Source organism: Aliterella sp. E5.1 (assembly GCF_057473825.1).
The window spans coordinates 1-15,674 of the sequence record NZ_JBYCCV010000033.1 but is presented as its reverse complement, the minus strand read 5'-3'; the positions used below and the strand labels follow the sequence as shown (position 1 = coordinate 15,674).

General features: G+C 42.5%; 18 protein-coding genes. 5 read left to right on the top strand and 13 right to left on the bottom strand.

Annotation, left to right across the window (positions count from 1 at the left end; translation table 11 throughout):
- Positions 1-11: 11 nt before the first annotated feature.
- From ndhO to AC2VE5_RS12880, 3 genes are all read right to left on the bottom strand, one after another.
- Positions 12-227: an NAD(P)H-quinone oxidoreductase subunit O gene (gene ndhO, locus AC2VE5_RS12890; protein ID WP_486888149.1), complete on the bottom strand. Its 216-nt coding sequence runs from the start codon at positions 225-227 to the stop codon at positions 12-14.
- Between the two features lie 82 nt (positions 228-309).
- On the bottom strand, positions 310-1,149 hold the full coding sequence (locus tag AC2VE5_RS12885; RefSeq protein ID WP_486888148.1) for a DNA-formamidopyrimidine glycosylase: 840 nt from the start codon (positions 1,147-1,149) through the stop codon (positions 310-312).
- Positions 1,150-1,152: 3 nt separating this feature from the next.
- The gene (locus AC2VE5_RS12880) at positions 1,153-1,536 is read right to left on the bottom strand and encodes a photosystem I reaction center subunit IV (RefSeq protein ID WP_486888147.1); all 384 of its coding nucleotides are present in this window, start codon (positions 1,534-1,536) and stop codon (positions 1,153-1,155) included.
- Positions 1,537-1,739: 203 nt separating this feature from the next.
- On the opposite strand from AC2VE5_RS12880, the gene AC2VE5_RS12875 reads away from it, so the two are divergent.
- Positions 1,740-2,636 carry a phosphodiester glycosidase family protein gene (locus tag AC2VE5_RS12875; protein ID WP_486888146.1) on the top strand — a complete coding sequence of 299 codons (897 nt, stop codon included), beginning with the start codon at positions 1,740-1,742 and terminating at the stop codon, positions 2,634-2,636.
- 1 nt (position 2,637) lies between these two features.
- Here AC2VE5_RS12875 and cobW read toward each other — a convergent pair whose 3' ends face one another.
- The 3 genes from cobW to gyrB form a co-directional block, all read right to left on the bottom strand.
- Positions 2,638-3,684 (bottom strand): cobalamin biosynthesis protein CobW, encoded by a 1,047-nt coding sequence (gene cobW, locus AC2VE5_RS12870; protein ID WP_486888145.1) that lies wholly within the window; start codon positions 3,682-3,684, stop codon positions 2,638-2,640.
- Positions 3,685-3,839: 155 nt separating this feature from the next.
- The gene (locus tag AC2VE5_RS12865; RefSeq protein WP_486888144.1) at positions 3,840-4,556 is read right to left on the bottom strand and encodes a biliverdin-producing heme oxygenase; all 717 of its coding nucleotides are present in this window, start codon (positions 4,554-4,556) and stop codon (positions 3,840-3,842) included.
- A 173-nt stretch (positions 4,557-4,729) separates the two neighbouring features.
- Positions 4,730-6,670 (bottom strand): DNA topoisomerase (ATP-hydrolyzing) subunit B, encoded by a 1,941-nt coding sequence (gene gyrB, locus AC2VE5_RS12860; RefSeq protein ID WP_486888143.1) that lies wholly within the window; start codon positions 6,668-6,670, stop codon positions 4,730-4,732.
- 128 nt (positions 6,671-6,798) lie between these two features.
- Between gyrB and miaA the strand changes: the two genes are divergently transcribed.
- Positions 6,799-7,725 (top strand): tRNA (adenosine(37)-N6)-dimethylallyltransferase MiaA, encoded by a 927-nt coding sequence (gene miaA / locus AC2VE5_RS12855; RefSeq protein WP_486888142.1) that lies wholly within the window; start codon positions 6,799-6,801, stop codon positions 7,723-7,725.
- A 112-nt stretch (positions 7,726-7,837) separates the two neighbouring features.
- Here the strand turns inward: miaA and urtE are convergent, their stop codons facing one another.
- From urtE to AC2VE5_RS12825, 6 genes are all read right to left on the bottom strand, one after another.
- Positions 7,838-8,539 carry an urea ABC transporter ATP-binding subunit UrtE gene (urtE, locus tag AC2VE5_RS12850; RefSeq protein WP_486888166.1) on the bottom strand — a complete coding sequence of 234 codons (702 nt, stop codon included), beginning with the start codon at positions 8,537-8,539 and terminating at the stop codon, positions 7,838-7,840.
- Complete coding sequence (gene urtD, locus AC2VE5_RS12845) at positions 8,526-9,281, bottom strand: urea ABC transporter ATP-binding protein UrtD (protein ID WP_486888141.1); 756 nt, start codon at positions 9,279-9,281, stop codon at positions 8,526-8,528. The genes urtE and urtD overlap by 14 nt, the downstream gene beginning before the upstream one ends.
- A 94-nt stretch (positions 9,282-9,375) precedes the next feature.
- Complete coding sequence (gene urtC, locus AC2VE5_RS12840) at positions 9,376-10,461, bottom strand: urea ABC transporter permease subunit UrtC (protein WP_486888140.1); 1,086 nt, start codon at positions 10,459-10,461, stop codon at positions 9,376-9,378.
- 35 nt (positions 10,462-10,496) lie between these two features.
- Positions 10,497-11,444: an urea ABC transporter permease subunit UrtB gene (gene urtB / locus AC2VE5_RS12835; RefSeq protein ID WP_486888139.1), complete on the bottom strand. Its 948-nt coding sequence runs from the start codon at positions 11,442-11,444 to the stop codon at positions 10,497-10,499.
- 75 nt (positions 11,445-11,519) lie between these two features.
- A complete protein-coding gene (locus AC2VE5_RS12830) occupies positions 11,520-12,905 on the bottom strand; it encodes an ABC transporter substrate-binding protein (RefSeq protein ID WP_486888138.1) in 1,386 nt (461 codons plus the stop codon).
- 632 nt (positions 12,906-13,537) lie between these two features.
- Positions 13,538-13,771, bottom strand: coding sequence for a Nif11-like leader peptide family natural product precursor (locus AC2VE5_RS12825; RefSeq protein ID WP_486888137.1), 234 nt, complete (start codon positions 13,769-13,771; stop codon positions 13,538-13,540).
- 136 nt (positions 13,772-13,907) lie between these two features.
- On the opposite strand from AC2VE5_RS12825, the gene AC2VE5_RS12820 reads away from it, so the two are divergent.
- Genes AC2VE5_RS12820 through AC2VE5_RS12810 form a run of 3 tightly spaced genes read left to right on the top strand, consistent with a single transcriptional unit; the run spans position 13,908 to position 15,434 of the window.
- Positions 13,908-14,831 carry a DMT family transporter gene (locus AC2VE5_RS12820; RefSeq protein ID WP_486888136.1) on the top strand — a complete coding sequence of 308 codons (924 nt, stop codon included), beginning with the start codon at positions 13,908-13,910 and terminating at the stop codon, positions 14,829-14,831.
- 41 nt (positions 14,832-14,872) lie between these two features.
- Positions 14,873-15,325, top strand: coding sequence for a calcium-binding protein (locus AC2VE5_RS12815; protein ID WP_486888135.1), 453 nt, complete (start codon positions 14,873-14,875; stop codon positions 15,323-15,325).
- Positions 15,297-15,434: a hypothetical protein gene (locus AC2VE5_RS12810; protein ID WP_486888134.1), complete on the top strand. Its 138-nt coding sequence runs from the start codon at positions 15,297-15,299 to the stop codon at positions 15,432-15,434. The genes AC2VE5_RS12815 and AC2VE5_RS12810 overlap by 29 nt, the downstream gene beginning before the upstream one ends.
- Here AC2VE5_RS12810 and AC2VE5_RS12805 read toward each other — a convergent pair.
- Positions 15,431-15,562, bottom strand: coding sequence for a hypothetical protein (locus AC2VE5_RS12805; RefSeq protein ID WP_486888133.1), 132 nt, complete (start codon positions 15,560-15,562; stop codon positions 15,431-15,433). The two genes, AC2VE5_RS12810 and AC2VE5_RS12805, sit on opposite strands and share 4 nt — an antisense overlap.
- Positions 15,563-15,674 lie beyond the last annotated feature (112 nt).

Genomic DNA, 15,674 nt, shown 5'->3' with positions numbered 1-15,674 from the left:
TAACTGCAATCTTACTTAAATTGTTCTAACTGATCTACCCGCAGCCAAATGTTAGGCGTAGGAACTTGCCCAAACATTACCAAAGCGTATTCGCCTCTAACATCCAATACCTGCCCCTTGGTTTCAAACAGATAGGTTGGAAAACGGATATCACTAGCTTGCGCTTCTAAGCTATTTTCTAACTTTTCTCGGACAGCACGGACTGAATCGCCTTTCTTGACTGCCATAACTTACTCTAATACTTAATGCCTACTTAGCGATTCTAAAACGTTTACGCACAGAGTCAAGTAGGAAATCCCACTTTCTTTCTCAGCTTTTTCCCTGACACTGAGGACAGAAGTGTGTAGATCGCCCAGCTAACCTCATGCGCTCGATCGGCGTACCACAGATTCGACAAGGGTTTCCTGTGCGGTTGTAAACCCATGCTACACCACCATAATTGCCGTTGACACCCTGGACGTTCAAAAAGTTACTAAAAGTAGTCCCACCTACCGCAATACTTGCTTCTAGCACTTGAATAATGGCGGCTCTAAGTTCTTTAATTTGCTCAATTTGCAAGCAAGTACACAAAGTTGCGGGTGGTATTTTGGCAATAAATAAGGCTTCATCAGCGTAAATATTCCCAATTCCAGCAATAATTGCTTGCTCTAACAATGCTGCTTTAATCGAACGACGGCTGTTTTTAAGCTTGGCGGCTAAGTATTCTACCGAAAACTCTGGACTGAAAGGGTCTAAACCTAATTTGGCAAGTCCTGTAATTACCGATGAAATCGCCTTTTCGGGGGGAACCCACCACATTTGTCCAAAAGTTCGCTGATCGACAAAGCGCAACTCGCGATCGCCTCCAAAAAATAATCTCACCCGCGTATGCTTATGTAATGGTTCGGTGGGATGCAACCATAGCAACTGTCCCGTCATCCGCAGATGAACCCCCAGGTAGCTAGAATCATCTAGCTGTGCCAGCAAATACTTACCCTGGCGTTGCCAGTGAGAAATTGTCTTTTTTTGCAATCGGGTCAAAAATTCATCCTTAGAAAGCGGGTAGGCGATCGTGCGACTAAGTAACACGTCCCCACCCGTAATTTCTTGGTTTAGAGTAACCTTGTCTAAACCGCGCCGGACTGTTTCAACTTCAGGCAGTTCAGGCACAATTTAACGAGATTCCGTACCTTGGTTGGCATCACCGACTACTACACCACTGCTATCGCCAGATTCTGGACTCGCAGCCGGGTTAGAAGCCTTTGGACTTGAAGGCGTACCCTGCCCTGTGGTGCGGGTGCGCTCATCAACGGTGGTTTGCTTACCACCAGTAGCCGCCGTAGAGGCTTTTTTCGCTTTTGCGGTTGGTTTGGCGACTTCCAATAATTCGCTGGTAGCGAAGTTATTGGTGTTTACACCTGCATAGTTCAAGTTGTTGAAGCGCACAATCACCGGATAGCGAATGCCACTTTGGTCAATTGAAGCTACTGTTCCGACATCTTGAAACCAGTAAGATTCTGGTCTGAGAACCCGCACTTTAGAACCACGTTCTACCATGAGTATTTTCCCTTTGATTTATTAATCGCCAAGTGAATACGGCTAATTGTTCTCACTCTACAACAAGGGCTGCAACGTGCTGTGCTATTTGGTGTTTAAGTTTTGTTGCTAGTTTCGGTGTTACAAGTAAATTAGTAGCTGCTACGGTAGTCTTTAATGCTTGACAAAAAAGCAGTTAGTCGTAAATTTTTAAAATTATCCTTATGATTCGTAGGCGTAAAAACAAAACTGGGCGAGTTTTATTAATGGCAGTAGGAGGCTTCATAGCCCTGCTAATACTAATTTACGGCGCTTTAGGTTTAACTCGTCCGCCGCGTACGAACTTGGAGCAACAATTGTTTCCTGGCATTACTTACCAGCGCCAAGCTGATTCTATGCCCCGCCAAATTATGTTACACGTTGTCACGGTGGATTTGACTACCCCAAACCTGAAGTTTTTAGTTACACCAGGCACGCCGGGAGTGGATAGCAAGGAAATCAAGGCACGGACTACTTCAAACTTTGCCCGCGAGTTTGGAGTACAACTAGCAATTAATGCCAGCTTTTTTCAACCTTTTTACGAACGCAATCCCTGGAATTATTATCCCCATGAAGGCGATCGCGTCAATATATTAGGGCAAGCTATTTCTAATGGCAATATCTACTCTCCAGGGGAAAGAATTTGGCCTGTAATGTGCATTGCTCCCAATAATTTAATTCAAATTCGTGGAGAAAAGTGTACGGAGGGTACGATTCAAGCTATCTCTGGCAATCGATTGCTGGTAGAACGGGGCGCTGCTGTACCCTTGGATATAGATGTAGCAGACGCTAAGTTTTTGCCTTGTACTGCCGTCGGAATTAACGAAACCGGGGACAAGTTGTGGATTGTTGTGGTTGATGGTCGTCAACCTTTCTACAGTGATGGACTCAATTTATCTCAGTTGACGGATATTTTTCTGGATTTGGGCGCGTACACGGTTTTAAATTTGGATGGTGGCGGTTCGGCAACTTTAGTTGCAGCGACTAAGGGGCAGCCAAGGGTGCTAAATGCCCCAATTCATACACGCATACCTATGCGCCAACGTCCAGTTGCCAATCATTTGGGCATTTATATCCAGTAGTTCACGCGGATAAGCCTGCCAACTGAGACTCAATAGCTGTTGGGTTAAGCTTGCGCCCAATGAAAACTAGCTGTGTTTGCGGCAATTCATCTTGCTGCCAAAGGCGATCGTAAAATTGCTCAAATCTTGTGCCTACTCCCTGCAAAACTAGACGCATAGACTTGTTGGGAACGCTGACAAATCCTTTAATTCGATAAATATCTTGCTCTTGGACGAGTTGTTGCAACTGTGCTTGTAAGGTTGTGGGGTTGAAGCTGCGATTTAAAATTACATGAGTTGAAGTAATCTCATCATCGTGATCGTGATCTTCTTCAGTGTCGTGATGGCTGTGGCGGTTGTCTAAATTGTCTTCTACTGCCGCTTGAAAGCCCAACAGAGTAGCCATATCGAGTTTCGCGCGATCGCTCTTGGCAATTTTTACACCTATTGGTAATTCTTGTTGCACCAAATTTACTACCATTTCTTGGGTAGCCCCATCAACTAAATCGGTTTTATTTAAAATAACTAGATCGGCACAAGCTAACTGATCTTCAAACAATTCTTGTAACGGCGTTTCGTGTTCTAGATTGGGATCGGCAAGTCTTTGGCTGTTTACGGCTTGCGGATCGCTGGCAAACGTCCCTTTGGCTACGGCTTCGCAATCAACTACTGTAATCACCGCGTCAACCGTGGCTGCGTTGCGAATTTCCTGCCAGCGAAAGGCTTTAATCAACGGTTTGGGGAGAGCCAAACCCGAAGTTTCAATTAGTATCCAATCTAGTTTGTCGCGCCGCTTGAGCAATTCCAGCATTGTCGGCAAAAATTCTTCTTGGACGGTGCAGCACAGACACCCATTAGTTAATTCCACAATATTTGCTTTTTCATTGGCATCATCGGGGCAAACTTGGCAAGAATTAAGAATGTCGCCATCAATACCTAATTCGCCAAATTCGTTGACTAATACAGCAATGCGTAGCCCTTGGTTATTTTGCAGCAGGTGACGAATTAGCGTAGTTTTACCGCTACCCAAAAAGCCAGTAATTACAGTAACAGGAAGTTTTGCAGCCATCAGAAAATTAATATAGGTGTAGTTAGAGTATTTTAATGGGACGAAGGCGATCGCGCGTTAATTCTCTTTAAAAAACTAAGGGGCAGATTTGGTAATTTTCCCCAGCCTCTCACTGAAAAAAACTACCAAACCTGCCCCACAAATCGACTTATTGCTTACTCTGCGGTAGCAAGTTCCGTGCTACCGCGAGTGCGACGACGGGTAAGAGTGTTAAACAACATTTGCCCGATAGACTTAATTAAGCTACCTTCCATTTCTTGAAATAGCTTCATATTCATGCCAAAAGCAGCATTTGCTTCTTCGACAATGCGATCGCCTTGAGCATCATCTATTGGTAGCTCGTCTAAAGCTTGCCTGTAGCCGACTTTAAACTGCTTTTCGTCGGGAATGTCTTTAAACTCATAAAAAGCCGTACCTTCGCCTTCTGCTAGGTTCATCGCCCGTACAGCGATATTTTTAAGAATTTGTCCCCCCGACAAGTCGCCAATGTAGCGAGTGTAAGAGTGAGCAATCAGCAATTGGGGAGCGGAGTTAGCGATTTCCCGAATTCTATCTACATAAGCTTCTCCAGCCGGAGAAAGCACGATTTGCGACTTCCAGTCTGCACCATAATAAAAGCTCAAGTCTTGCTCTAAACTGCGCTGACGGTTTAGTTGCTGGTAGTAGATTTTGCCTAGCAAAGGATGGTCTTTGTGGCGCTCCATTTCTTCTTCCATGGCGCTGTAGATAAAATAGAAGTTGCCAATTAGCTTGCGGTAGGAATTTTTTTCTACCACTCCTTTTAAAAAGCACTTCACAAAGCCCATGTTTTCCGCCATGCTGTGGGCTTTTTTAGTTCCTTCACGTAATTTTGTTGATAAATTGCTGCTCATGTAAATTTCCAAATTTTAAGGTTAATTTTTGTGGAATAGACGGGAAAAATTAATAGCCACTAAATCGTTACATTAAAACGAATTGATGAGAATTACTGTTAAAAATTCTAAAGCCAGCCCAAAAATGATTAATTTTTGGGCTGGCTAGAGGATAGAGAACTTAAGCCAAGAGCTTAAATATCAAGTTCTGCAAGGTTGAGGCGAGGACCATAGGTTTCGATAAATTCGCGCCTTGGAGCTACGCGATCGCCCATTAAGATTGTAAAGATGCGATCGGCTTCAGCGCCATCCTCAATTTCTACTCGCTTTAGGGTGCGCGATTCTGGGTTCATGGTAGTATCCCACAATTGAGTAGGCATCATTTCCCCCAAACCTTTAAAACGCTGGATAGTGTAGTTGGCATTAGCAGGAAACTCATTTTGAACCAAATTAGTAAGTTCGCGCTCGCTGTAACAGTAGTAGTGATTGCGTCCGCGCTCAACTTTGTACAGAGGAGGACAAGCAATGTAGATGTATCCTTGCTCTACCAGACTGCGCTGGTAGCGGTAGAAGAACGTCAAGATAAGGGTTCTAATGTGCGCTCCATCTACGTCAGCGTCAGTCATAATTACTATGCGGTGGTAGCGCAGTTGAGAAGCATCAAACTCCTCGCCCTTAACACCTAATCCTAGGGCGGTAATTAGCGCCTGGATCTCAGTATTTTTGTAGATTTTGGCATCGTCAGTTTTTTCAATATTGAGGATTTTACCGCGCAGAGGTAGAATTGCTTGGAATCTGCGATCGCGTCCTTGCTTGGCACTTCCTCCGGCTGAATCTCCTTCGACGATGTATATTTCTGATTCGCTGGGATCTCTGGTGCTGCAATCAGCTAGTTTTCCAGGCAATGGTGACGATTCTAATACAGACTTGCGACGCACGAGTTCTCGCGCGTGACGGGCGGCTTCGGCGGCTTTAAATGCCTGAATCGCTTTATCTAAAATTTGGTCGGCGACAGGGGGACGAAATTCTAAATACTCGGTAAGAACTTCTCCGACTAAGGAATCAACAATACCTCTAACTTCGGTATTGCCTAACTTTGTCTTGGTTTGTCCTTCAAATTCTGGATTGGGAACTTTGACAGAAATAACCGCCGTTAAGCCTTCCCGGACGTGTTCGCCACTGAGGTTTGATTCGTTTTCTTTGAGTTTATTGCGCTTGCGGGCGATCGCATTCATTGTTCGCGTCAGCACCGCCTTTAATCCTTCTAGGTGCGTCCCGCCGTCTACTGTGCGAATATTATTAGCAAAACCGAGCAAATTATCTGTATAAGAATCTGTACACCACTGCAAAGATACTTCTACTTGTACGTCGTTGCGTTCTCCCTGCACGTAGATAATTTCTTCATGCAGAGGTTGCTTGTCGCGGTTCATGTAGGCAATATATTCTTTAATACCGCCTGCATATTCATAGGTTTCTACTTTTGGTTCGTTGCTTTTGAGCAGTTCTAAGCGGCTATCAGTGAAGGTGATTTTTACCCCTGCATTCAAATACGCCAACTCTCGCAAACGTCCAGATAAAGTAATGTAGTCAAACTCTGTTCCGACCGTAAAAATTTCTGCATCTGGCTTAAAGGTGACAGAAGTCCCGGTACGCGGCTCTTTGTATGGTTTTGACTGGAGTTCGCCGATGGGAATACCGCGCTCAAATCTTTGCAGAAAAATCTTCTTGTCTCGCCATACTGTCACTTCTACAAATTCAGATAGGGCATTGACGACCGAAATACCAACGCCGTGCAAACCTCCCGAAACTTTGTACCCGCCGCCGCCAAACTTGCCGCCAGCGTGTAAAACTGTCATTACAGTTTCTAGTGCCGATCTTCCAGTTTGAGGATGGACATCGGTGGGAATACCTCGTCCATCATCGGTAACGGTTACAGAACCATCGGCGCTTAGCTCTACTTCTATGTGGGTGCAGTGTCCCGCCAAAGCTTCATCGATCGAATTGTCTACTACCTCGTAAACTAAATGATGGAGTCCCCTAGGTCCGGTTGTGCCGATGTACATCCCCGGTCGCATGCGGACGGGTTCCAGATCTTTCAGAACTTGAATCTGATCTGCGCCGTAGCTACTCGTCATGAATTGGGTTCTCCAAAATAAGGTTGCAGTCGCCTAGTGGCTGATAAAATAATAAATCACTTGTCAATTCTAACATAAAAGCCTCTATGGCGACGTTAGGGCAGTCTAAAGACCAATTCATTTAAGGGATGTACCCAGTTATTTATCTTAATTCTAATTTGATAGTAATTTGCGGCGCTACAGCTACAGGAAAATCTAGCTTGGCTTTAGCTTTGGCAAAAAGGTTAAAGGCAATAATTATCAGTGCCGATTCGCGTCAAGTATACCGCCAGTTTGATATCGGTACGGCTAAACCAACATTAGCCCAACAGCAAGAAGTACCGCATTATTTGATCGACATTTGCGAACCTACAGCGACTTTGACTTTAGCAGACTACCAGCAGCAAGCCCAAGGATTAATAAATTCTACTGTTGCTCCGGCTTTATTGGTAGGGGGAACAGGTTTATATATTCGCTCGATAGTCCAGGGGTTGAAGATTCCGAGAGTTGCGCCAAATAGTGAATTGCGAAGTCAACTGCAAAAGCTCGGTCAACTCCAACTCTACGCTATGTTGCAACAAGTCGATTCGGTGGCAGCCCAAAAAATTCATGCTAATGATTCTGTAAGGACTTTACGAGCGTTGGAAGTTTTTTATGTCACTGGTAGCCCAATTTCAGCGCAACAAGGGGAAAATCCGCCTAATTATCCGATTTTGCAAGTTGGCTTGGATTGTCCTAACTCCGAAGATTTACAAAAACGGATTGAACAACGCACCGAGCAAATGATCGCGGAAGGGTTAGTTGCGGAAGTAGATTTTTTGTGTCAAAAATATGGTGTCGATTTGCCTTTGCTCAATACTTTAGGCTACCAAGAATTTACACAATATTGGCTAGGTAAAATTCGCTTAGCGGAAGCTAGAAATTTAACAGTTTTACATACACGCCAATTTGCCAAACGTCAGCGTACCTGGTTTCGAGCTTATCCGGCGATTGAATGGTTTGATGCGGATGATTCAGAATTAGTCGAAAAAGTATGGCAGCGAGTACAGGAATTTGGGCAACAAACGCAAAAATAATGTTTGCTACAGTTAGGTGAAAAAGCCCCAATACCTTAAAAAGCTAGACTGGTTCATGCCAATCGAGCCAGATTTAGGGCGATCGCTAACAGTTTTGCATTTAATTGATAGGCTAAACGGTCAAATATCGCCGCACCAGAGAATCCGTCAAATCGTTGGTATAACCTTTAGCTGCGATCGCGCCTTTTTCCATAATGAAGAATTTTTGCGCTAGTTGCTTGGCAAAATCGATTTTTTGCTCTACGACTAATAGCGTCACCCCTTTCTCGCGATTGATGCGTTTGAGGGTTTCATCAATTTCTTGCACAATTGAGGGCTGGATGCCTTCAGTTGGCTCATCTAATAGCATGATTTGTGGGTCGCACATGAGTCCGCGCGCGATCGCAAGTTGCTGTTGTTGTCCGCCGCTTAGTAGTCCCCCTTGGCGCTTGAGATGCTGCTTCAACATCGGGAAAAACTCAAATATTTCATCGGGTATTTTCTTTAGTTTCTTACGACTTGCAGCTAATCCCAATTTCAAATTATCTAACACCGATAGATAGGGGATAATTTCACGTCCTTGAGGAATAAACGCAATCCCGTAACGCGACCTTTTGTAAGTGGGAATATTTGTTATATCGTCCGCATCAAAAACAATATCTCCTTTAATAACTTTATTTAAGCCGATAATGCTCCGCAAAAGTGTAGTTTTGCCCATGCCATTACGACCTAATATACAAGCTATATCTCCTTTTTCTACTACCATATCGACGTTAACTAAAACAGGAGTTTGTCCATAACCTGCTGATACATCCGTAAGCTTAAGCAGCGACATCGATTCGTTCACGACCTAAATAAACCTCAATAACTTTTGCATTATTTTGAACTTCTTGAACAGAGCCTTCAATTAGTTTTTCGCCTTGATGTAAAACCACAAGTTTTTGAGCAATTTGTTTGACAAATTCCATGTCATGCTCGATTACTATTACTGAACGATCTTTAGCTATAGACTTGATAATTTCACCCGTTGAATGAGTTTCATCTGAAGTCATACCCGCCGTTGGTTCATCTAGTAATACCACTGTTGGTTCTTGAGCAATTACCATACCAATTTCTACCCATTGTTTCTGTCCGTGGGAAAGCGATGAAACTTTGGTATAAGCTTTATCTAATAAACCAATTCTTTCTAAAACTCCTTCAATCTTTGCTTTTTTTAGTCTTGTAAGCTTCGATTTGATTGACGCTAGAACCGAGTGAGTTCCTTTAAGTGCTAATAAGATATTGTCAAATACGGTTAAATCGTTGTAAACATTTGGATTTTGAAACTTGCGTCCAATTCCCATCCGGGCAATTTCATAACGATTTTTATTAGTAATTTCTTTACCGCAAAAGTATACATGACCAGATGCTACTGGAGATTTGCCTACAATTGCGTCTAAAAGAGTGCTTTTACCTGCACCATTAGGACCAATAATTGTCACAATTTCTCGTTCGCCTACTTCTAAATTAATTCCCTTTAAAGCTTGAAATCCTGAAAAGACTACTTTTAAATCTTCAACACCTAGAATTGCATTCATATTATTTTTGCTTAGATTAGCATGAGTTTAAATTAATTATTGTTGCAGTTATTACATTTGAAGCCATCAAAAATAGTGCTTAACCCTTGACGATTTAACTACTATTTTTATTGGTTGCTCGCGGTACTAAGTTAAATCTTTTCGGAATTAAACTCATCAAACCATCCGGCACAAATAACACAACAACTAACAACAAAATTCCGACAATTAGTTGCCAATCTTGGGTTACTCTTTCAGCGTAATTTTGCACTTGACCTAGCAAAATAGCAGCAAATATTGGTCCAATTAAAGTTCCTCTCCCGCCAATTGCTACCCAAATTACTATTTGCGTACCAAAAGCTACAGCTAAATATACCGGAGAAATAAACCTATTTAACGGGACAAATAACCCGCCAGCCAAACCTGCTATCCCCGCCGATAGCGTCCACACAAAAATCTTGAAGCTGGCAACATCGTAACCTAAATAAGAAATTCGTTGCTCGTTTTCTTTGATCGAGCGCAAAATTAAGCCAAAGTTAGATTGAGTAAGCAACCAACTACCAATCAAGACAAGAGTAGCAAAGCCGAGAATGATGTAATACAAACCCAGTAAGGGAATATCTATACCAAAAAAACTGAGGCGAGAAATATCGGTAATGCCATTAGTCCCGCCAGTAAATGCTTGCTGACTAACAAAAAAAGTAGTTAGCGCCGATGCGATCGCTAAAGTGATAATGGTAATGTAAACTCCACTAACTTTGGAGCGAAAAATAAACCAACCGATAATATACGCAAAGGCTGCGGGTACGGCGATTGTGGCAATGGCGGCGATAGGGAAAAACTTCAATGGTGCAATGAACCAAGGCAATTCTTTTAAGCCATTCCACACCATAAAATCGGGCAATTCTCCACCATAAGTATTTGCCGTCGATGACAAATTAAGTTTTAAATAATATGCCATAGCGTACCCGCCAAGGGTAAAGAAAACGCCGTGAGCAAAACTTAGAATTCCTGTAAATCCCCAGACTAAATCTAGAGATATGCCCAAAATTCCAAATAGTAATAGCTTTGCCATTAAAGCTGCTTGAAATTCTCCTAATACAAATGGCAAAATTATAAAGAGTAACAGAATAATACCTGTCGTCGTTAATAATTTGACAGGAATAGTAGCTCGTTGAACGCCACCCAGTACATCAGTCATTTTTTTATTTGCTCTAGGTTTTTACAAATTAATCATTAGGCTCTTTTTTGAATGGTAAACAAGCCTTCAGGACGATAGCGAATCAAGATAATTACCGCCGCTAAGACTATTACCCGCGCCGCCGGATCGTTGAGCAAAAATGCGAGCGCAGCGTTTGATTCTCCAATCAAAAATGCTCCCGCCAAAACCCCAACTAATTTATCTACGCCGCCCGTGACAACTACCATCCAAGCATCGACTAAATAATCTTGTCCCATGGGCGGTGCGACACTTTTGAGCGAAGAAAGCACAGCGCCCGCAACCCCCGCCAAGCCGCAGCCGTAGGCAAACGTTACCATATCGACGAAACTTGTATTGACTCCCAAACATTTTGCCATGTCGCGATTTTGAGTTACGGCGCGAATTTGCCTCCCTAGAGAAGTACCGTAAAGCAAGTAAGCTGTCAGCGCCAATAATCCGAGTGCAATCGCCACAATAAACAAGCGATAGTAAGAAATTGTAATACTTGCGCCACTATCAGGATTTGTAAATACGTTTAGGTTTCCTGATATATAACGGGGAGCTTTGACATATTTTAACTGCGCCGTAAAAATCAGTTTGACTATGCCTTGAAGCACAATGCTCAATCCCCAAGTAGCAAGTAAAGTCTCTAAAGGACGACCGTAAAGCCGTCTAATTATAGTTAGTTCGATAATTGCGCCAATAATTGCTGTAGATAAAAACGCAAAAGGAATTGTTAGCACTAAATCCATTTTGAAAGTGGATTGCATGACAAATGTAGTGTATGCGCCTAACATGATAAATTCACCATGGGCTAGGTTAATTATTCGCATCACGCCAAAGGTAATTGCTAATCCTAAACCCGTTAATAATAAAATACCGACAATGCCAACACCATTGAGAAGTTGGTTCGTAAACGTTACTAAATCTAAGCTTTTGCTGGATGAAGCTTGTGCTAATAAATCAATTATGGATAGATACATTACATATTGCCCTATTAAATTAGTAAAAATCTCTAATCCTTAAATAAATTAGAGATTTCAAGTTAATGCAACTACTTAAATTTTCAAGTATTCAGTTTTTAAGTCTGCGCCAGTTTCCTTAATTGAATTGCTGCGCTTGTCGGGAACTCCATGAACGCAAGTGCGACCTTTGTAAAGCGCCTGACTCCAAGGAATCGGCTTTACCGCCGCCGGGGTGGCAAATACTATCTCTGCTTGACCATCAGCTTTCCACTTACCAATTCTGGAATACAAGTAGGTGTGATAGTTGTCGGGATCGCTCTTGACTGTACCTTGGGGTGCATTGAAAACTTGACCGCGAGTTGCTTCCCGTAAGTTGTCAGGAGTAATTTCTTTGCCCTCATTTAACAACTTCTCCATTGCTTGCGCCATAAAGAAAGTTTGCAAGTAAGCGGCTTCCATAACTCCATTGGTTACTCGATCTTGACCAAATTTTGCTTTAAACTGCTCTACAAATGCTTTATTTTCTGGCGTATCTACACTTTGGAAGTAGTTAAAGCTGCTGTAGTGACCTTCCGCATATTCCGGTCCCATTGCTACAATTTCTTCCTCAGTTGTGGGATAAGCCATAATTGGAGTTTGAGCAGCAGTGATTCCAGCATCTTTATATTGCCTATAAAAAGCTGGAATACTGTCACCGACTAAATTGCTGAGAACAAAATCGGGGGAGGCTTGCTTGATTTTGTTGATAATAGTGATAAATTCGGTGGTTCCCAAAGCTGCGTACTCGTCACCGACAACTTCACCACCAGCTTTGACTAATTCTGCTTTGGCGATCCGGTTGCTTTCTTTGGGATAAATATAATCTGAGCCAATAAAAAATCCTTTCTTGCCGAAGTTTTTGGCACAGTAAGGAATAGAATCGGTAATTTGCTGGTTAGGCGCTGCGCCCGTATAGAAAACATTAGAACTGCATTCGTTGCCTTCGTAGTAAACCGGGTAATAAAGGATGGCGTTTTTTTCTTCAAAAACTGGTAATACTGATTTACGACTTGCTGAAGTATAACAACCAAGAACGCAGGCAACTTTATCTTCGTCAATCAAGCGTTTGGACATTTGGTTGTATAAGTCCCAGTTGGAATCGGGGTTGACAGCTACTCGTTGCAACTGCTTACCCTTAATGCCTTTGCCGCCTTTCCAGGGACCTGTACCTTCATTAATTTGATCGATCGCCAAAAAAGTCGCATCTTGCAAAGACTTTTCTACAATGGCGATCGTTCCCGTCGTAGAATACATAACGCCAATTTTGATCCCATCACCGGAGGCTGCGGGACTAGAATCACTACTAGAGCTTTGGGCTGAAGGCTGTCCGCCACCCGAACAGGCGGCAAGCGCTCCACTACCAAGGACTAACGAGCCATACTTGATAAACTTACGGCGATTGATGCCACCAATTATAATTAGGGGTTCGCGGGATGTCATTAAATTAAACTCTCCTTTATCTGCCTTCACAAGGCTTTACAAAATAGATGCTATGGCTGACTTTTTAGTTGTTCGTTAATTATGTCCAATGACATCGTTTAGGTAGTTAGGCAGAGTTAAATTACTTATTTTTCAGGTTGAACCCCAAATCCAAAGCAAATCCTCATCGCTAAACTAACTGTGTTCAACGACCCAGAAATAGCAGCAATTTTTATAGCCTTAACCTGGGTTCACTACAACGCTTCATTGAACTCAAGTGTTAGGATTACCACAATTTTTTTTATCTGTGTTGTTACTTTAGATACACTTTTTTAGACACTTAGTATATTTTAGGTACGAAGGGAGGCAGTGGAGAAAATTTAAGTGTTCGGTTTGAGGATGCTGAGGTCAAAGACAAGCACAATCATACAGGCACAACGGCATACTTGTTAGTGCGATGGTAGATAGCACGATAAAATAAGTTAGAAAATCTACTCGTATTGTGATGTAGCATGGAAATTCAATTGAGCAAGATATTTCTTGCCAAGCCTGCGTTATTTAGGTATTTATGACTGCCTTGATTTTAGGCGATCGCCTATAGATATCCCCTAAAATTATTTTTTAGAGTAATTCCTATGGACAACAACCTAGGGCTAACTCCAATGCACATGACGTAGCCAAGGCCAAACTCCAGTGTTTCTCCTAACTTTGATGCCTTTGCTGCTATCGTGAATTGCATTGCTCAAATCCTCTGTTGTGAAGGTGTAGCCTAATTGATGAGCAATATTTAAAAATTCTTGAGCGTTAGTCGCTGTCTCTAGAGTTTCTCTTAAAGTTCTATTTTGGGCTGCATCAGCGAGAAATTGAATGGCGTTTTTCTTACTCATTTTGTTACTCCTTATTGAATTGTCTTGTTTACTAACAAACAATATTGTTGCCAAACTTAGAGTACCCAAAATGATTTGGCAAAATTACACTCACTCTTTATCTTTGGATGAGCCTTTCACCTACGTATTTAGTTAGATGGCGATCGCACTAGAGCAAATATTGAGTTTTTGGCGAGTCAAGCATACAGGAGAAATTGCCGCCCTAAGTGCAGCTATTTTGTGGGCTGGATCTTCAGTAATTTATGGGAGGTTAGGGAAAGAAATTGTCCCTTTACACTTAAATTTATTTAAGGGTGCGATCGCAATTATTTTATTGGGTTTAACCTTATCAGTGCGTGGCGAGTTATTGCCTGTCATAACCACAACCAACTTTTGTTTACTCTTACTGAGTGGTGGTATAGGAATTGGTTTAGGCGATACAGCATTTTTTGCGTCGTTAAATTGTTTGGGCGCACGTCGTACTTTACTAATGGAAACTTTAGCGCCGCCAATCGCAGCATTTTTGGCACTCATTTTTTTGCAAGAACGTTTAAAAGCTACTACTTGGGTTGGTATTTTACTAACTGTTGTTGGCGTTGCTTGGGTTGTAACGGAGCGAGTACCACTTACAGAAGGTCGCCCCGTACATCTGCGAAAAGGAATAATATTTGGTTTGATAGCAGCAATTGCTTTAGCACTGGGCGGGATTTTAGCACGGGCAGCACTTGCCGATACCAGTATTTCTCCTCTCTGGGCGGCACTCCTGCGGATAAGTGCAGGAGTTGTCAGTTTATTACCATGGTTGCGTATTCAGCAAAACCCTTTTGCCTACAAACAGCCACCTATACGAGTCTTTGTAGGGATTTGCTTTGCTGCTTTTATGGGAACTTACTTAGGAATCTGGTTGCAACAAACAGCAATCAAATTTACGGAGGTGGGAATTGCTTTAACTTTAACTAACACCGCACCTTTATTTATATTGCCAATTGCAGCCTTCAGCGGTGAAAAACTGAGCATTCGAGCGATTTTAGGGGTAGCGATCGCAATTTTCGGGGTAGCGACCATCTTTTATCTAAGTTAAGCGGCTTTTCTGTGATTATTGTTACTTTTTTAATTTGTAAAATGGAAATCATTGAAGGCACATCTGCCAGCGAATTGTTATTTGGCAGCCAAAGCGATGAATACTTTTTTGGTAGAGACGGCGAAGATAACTTATTTAGTGGTGGTGGCAACGACTTCTTGTATGGTGGAAACGGCAACGATGGCTTGTATGGTCAAAATGGTAATGACTTTTTGTTCGGTGGAAATGGTAGCGACCTATTGCACGGATATACCGGAAATGACACTTTAGCCGGGGGATGGGGGGACGATCTGATCAATGGTGCGGGGTTTGCCTACAACGATTTTACCAGTTCGCAAAGCTCCGGAGATGGAGAAGTGGACGTTTTAACTGGTGGTACAGGTAAAAACACCTTTCAATTGTGGGGTGGTTCGGGACGTAGTGGAATTAGTTTTTACCAGTTCGCAAAGCTCCGGAGATGGAGAAGTGGACGTTTTAACTGGTGGTACAGGTAAAGACACCTTTCAATTGTGGGGTGGTTCGGGACGTAGTGGAATTAGTGTTTATTATGATTCAAGCAACACAAGTAACTACGCTTTAATTAAAGACTTCAGTCTGAATTAGGATTCTATTGCTTTAACTAGCACGGCAGATGGAATAGGTAGTGTTAGGTATTCATTAGGTGCATCTCCTAGCGGCGTACCTACAGGAATAGGAATATACATGGATAAGGGTGGTAAGCTAATAAGCACTTAAGCTGCAATATGATGGTTATTCCCTTTATTTTTGATCTTGCGATGCCATTCAATTACTAACTCGCCTTGATTTAACAGCCTATCCAGTAGTAGCTTCAATTCATCTACT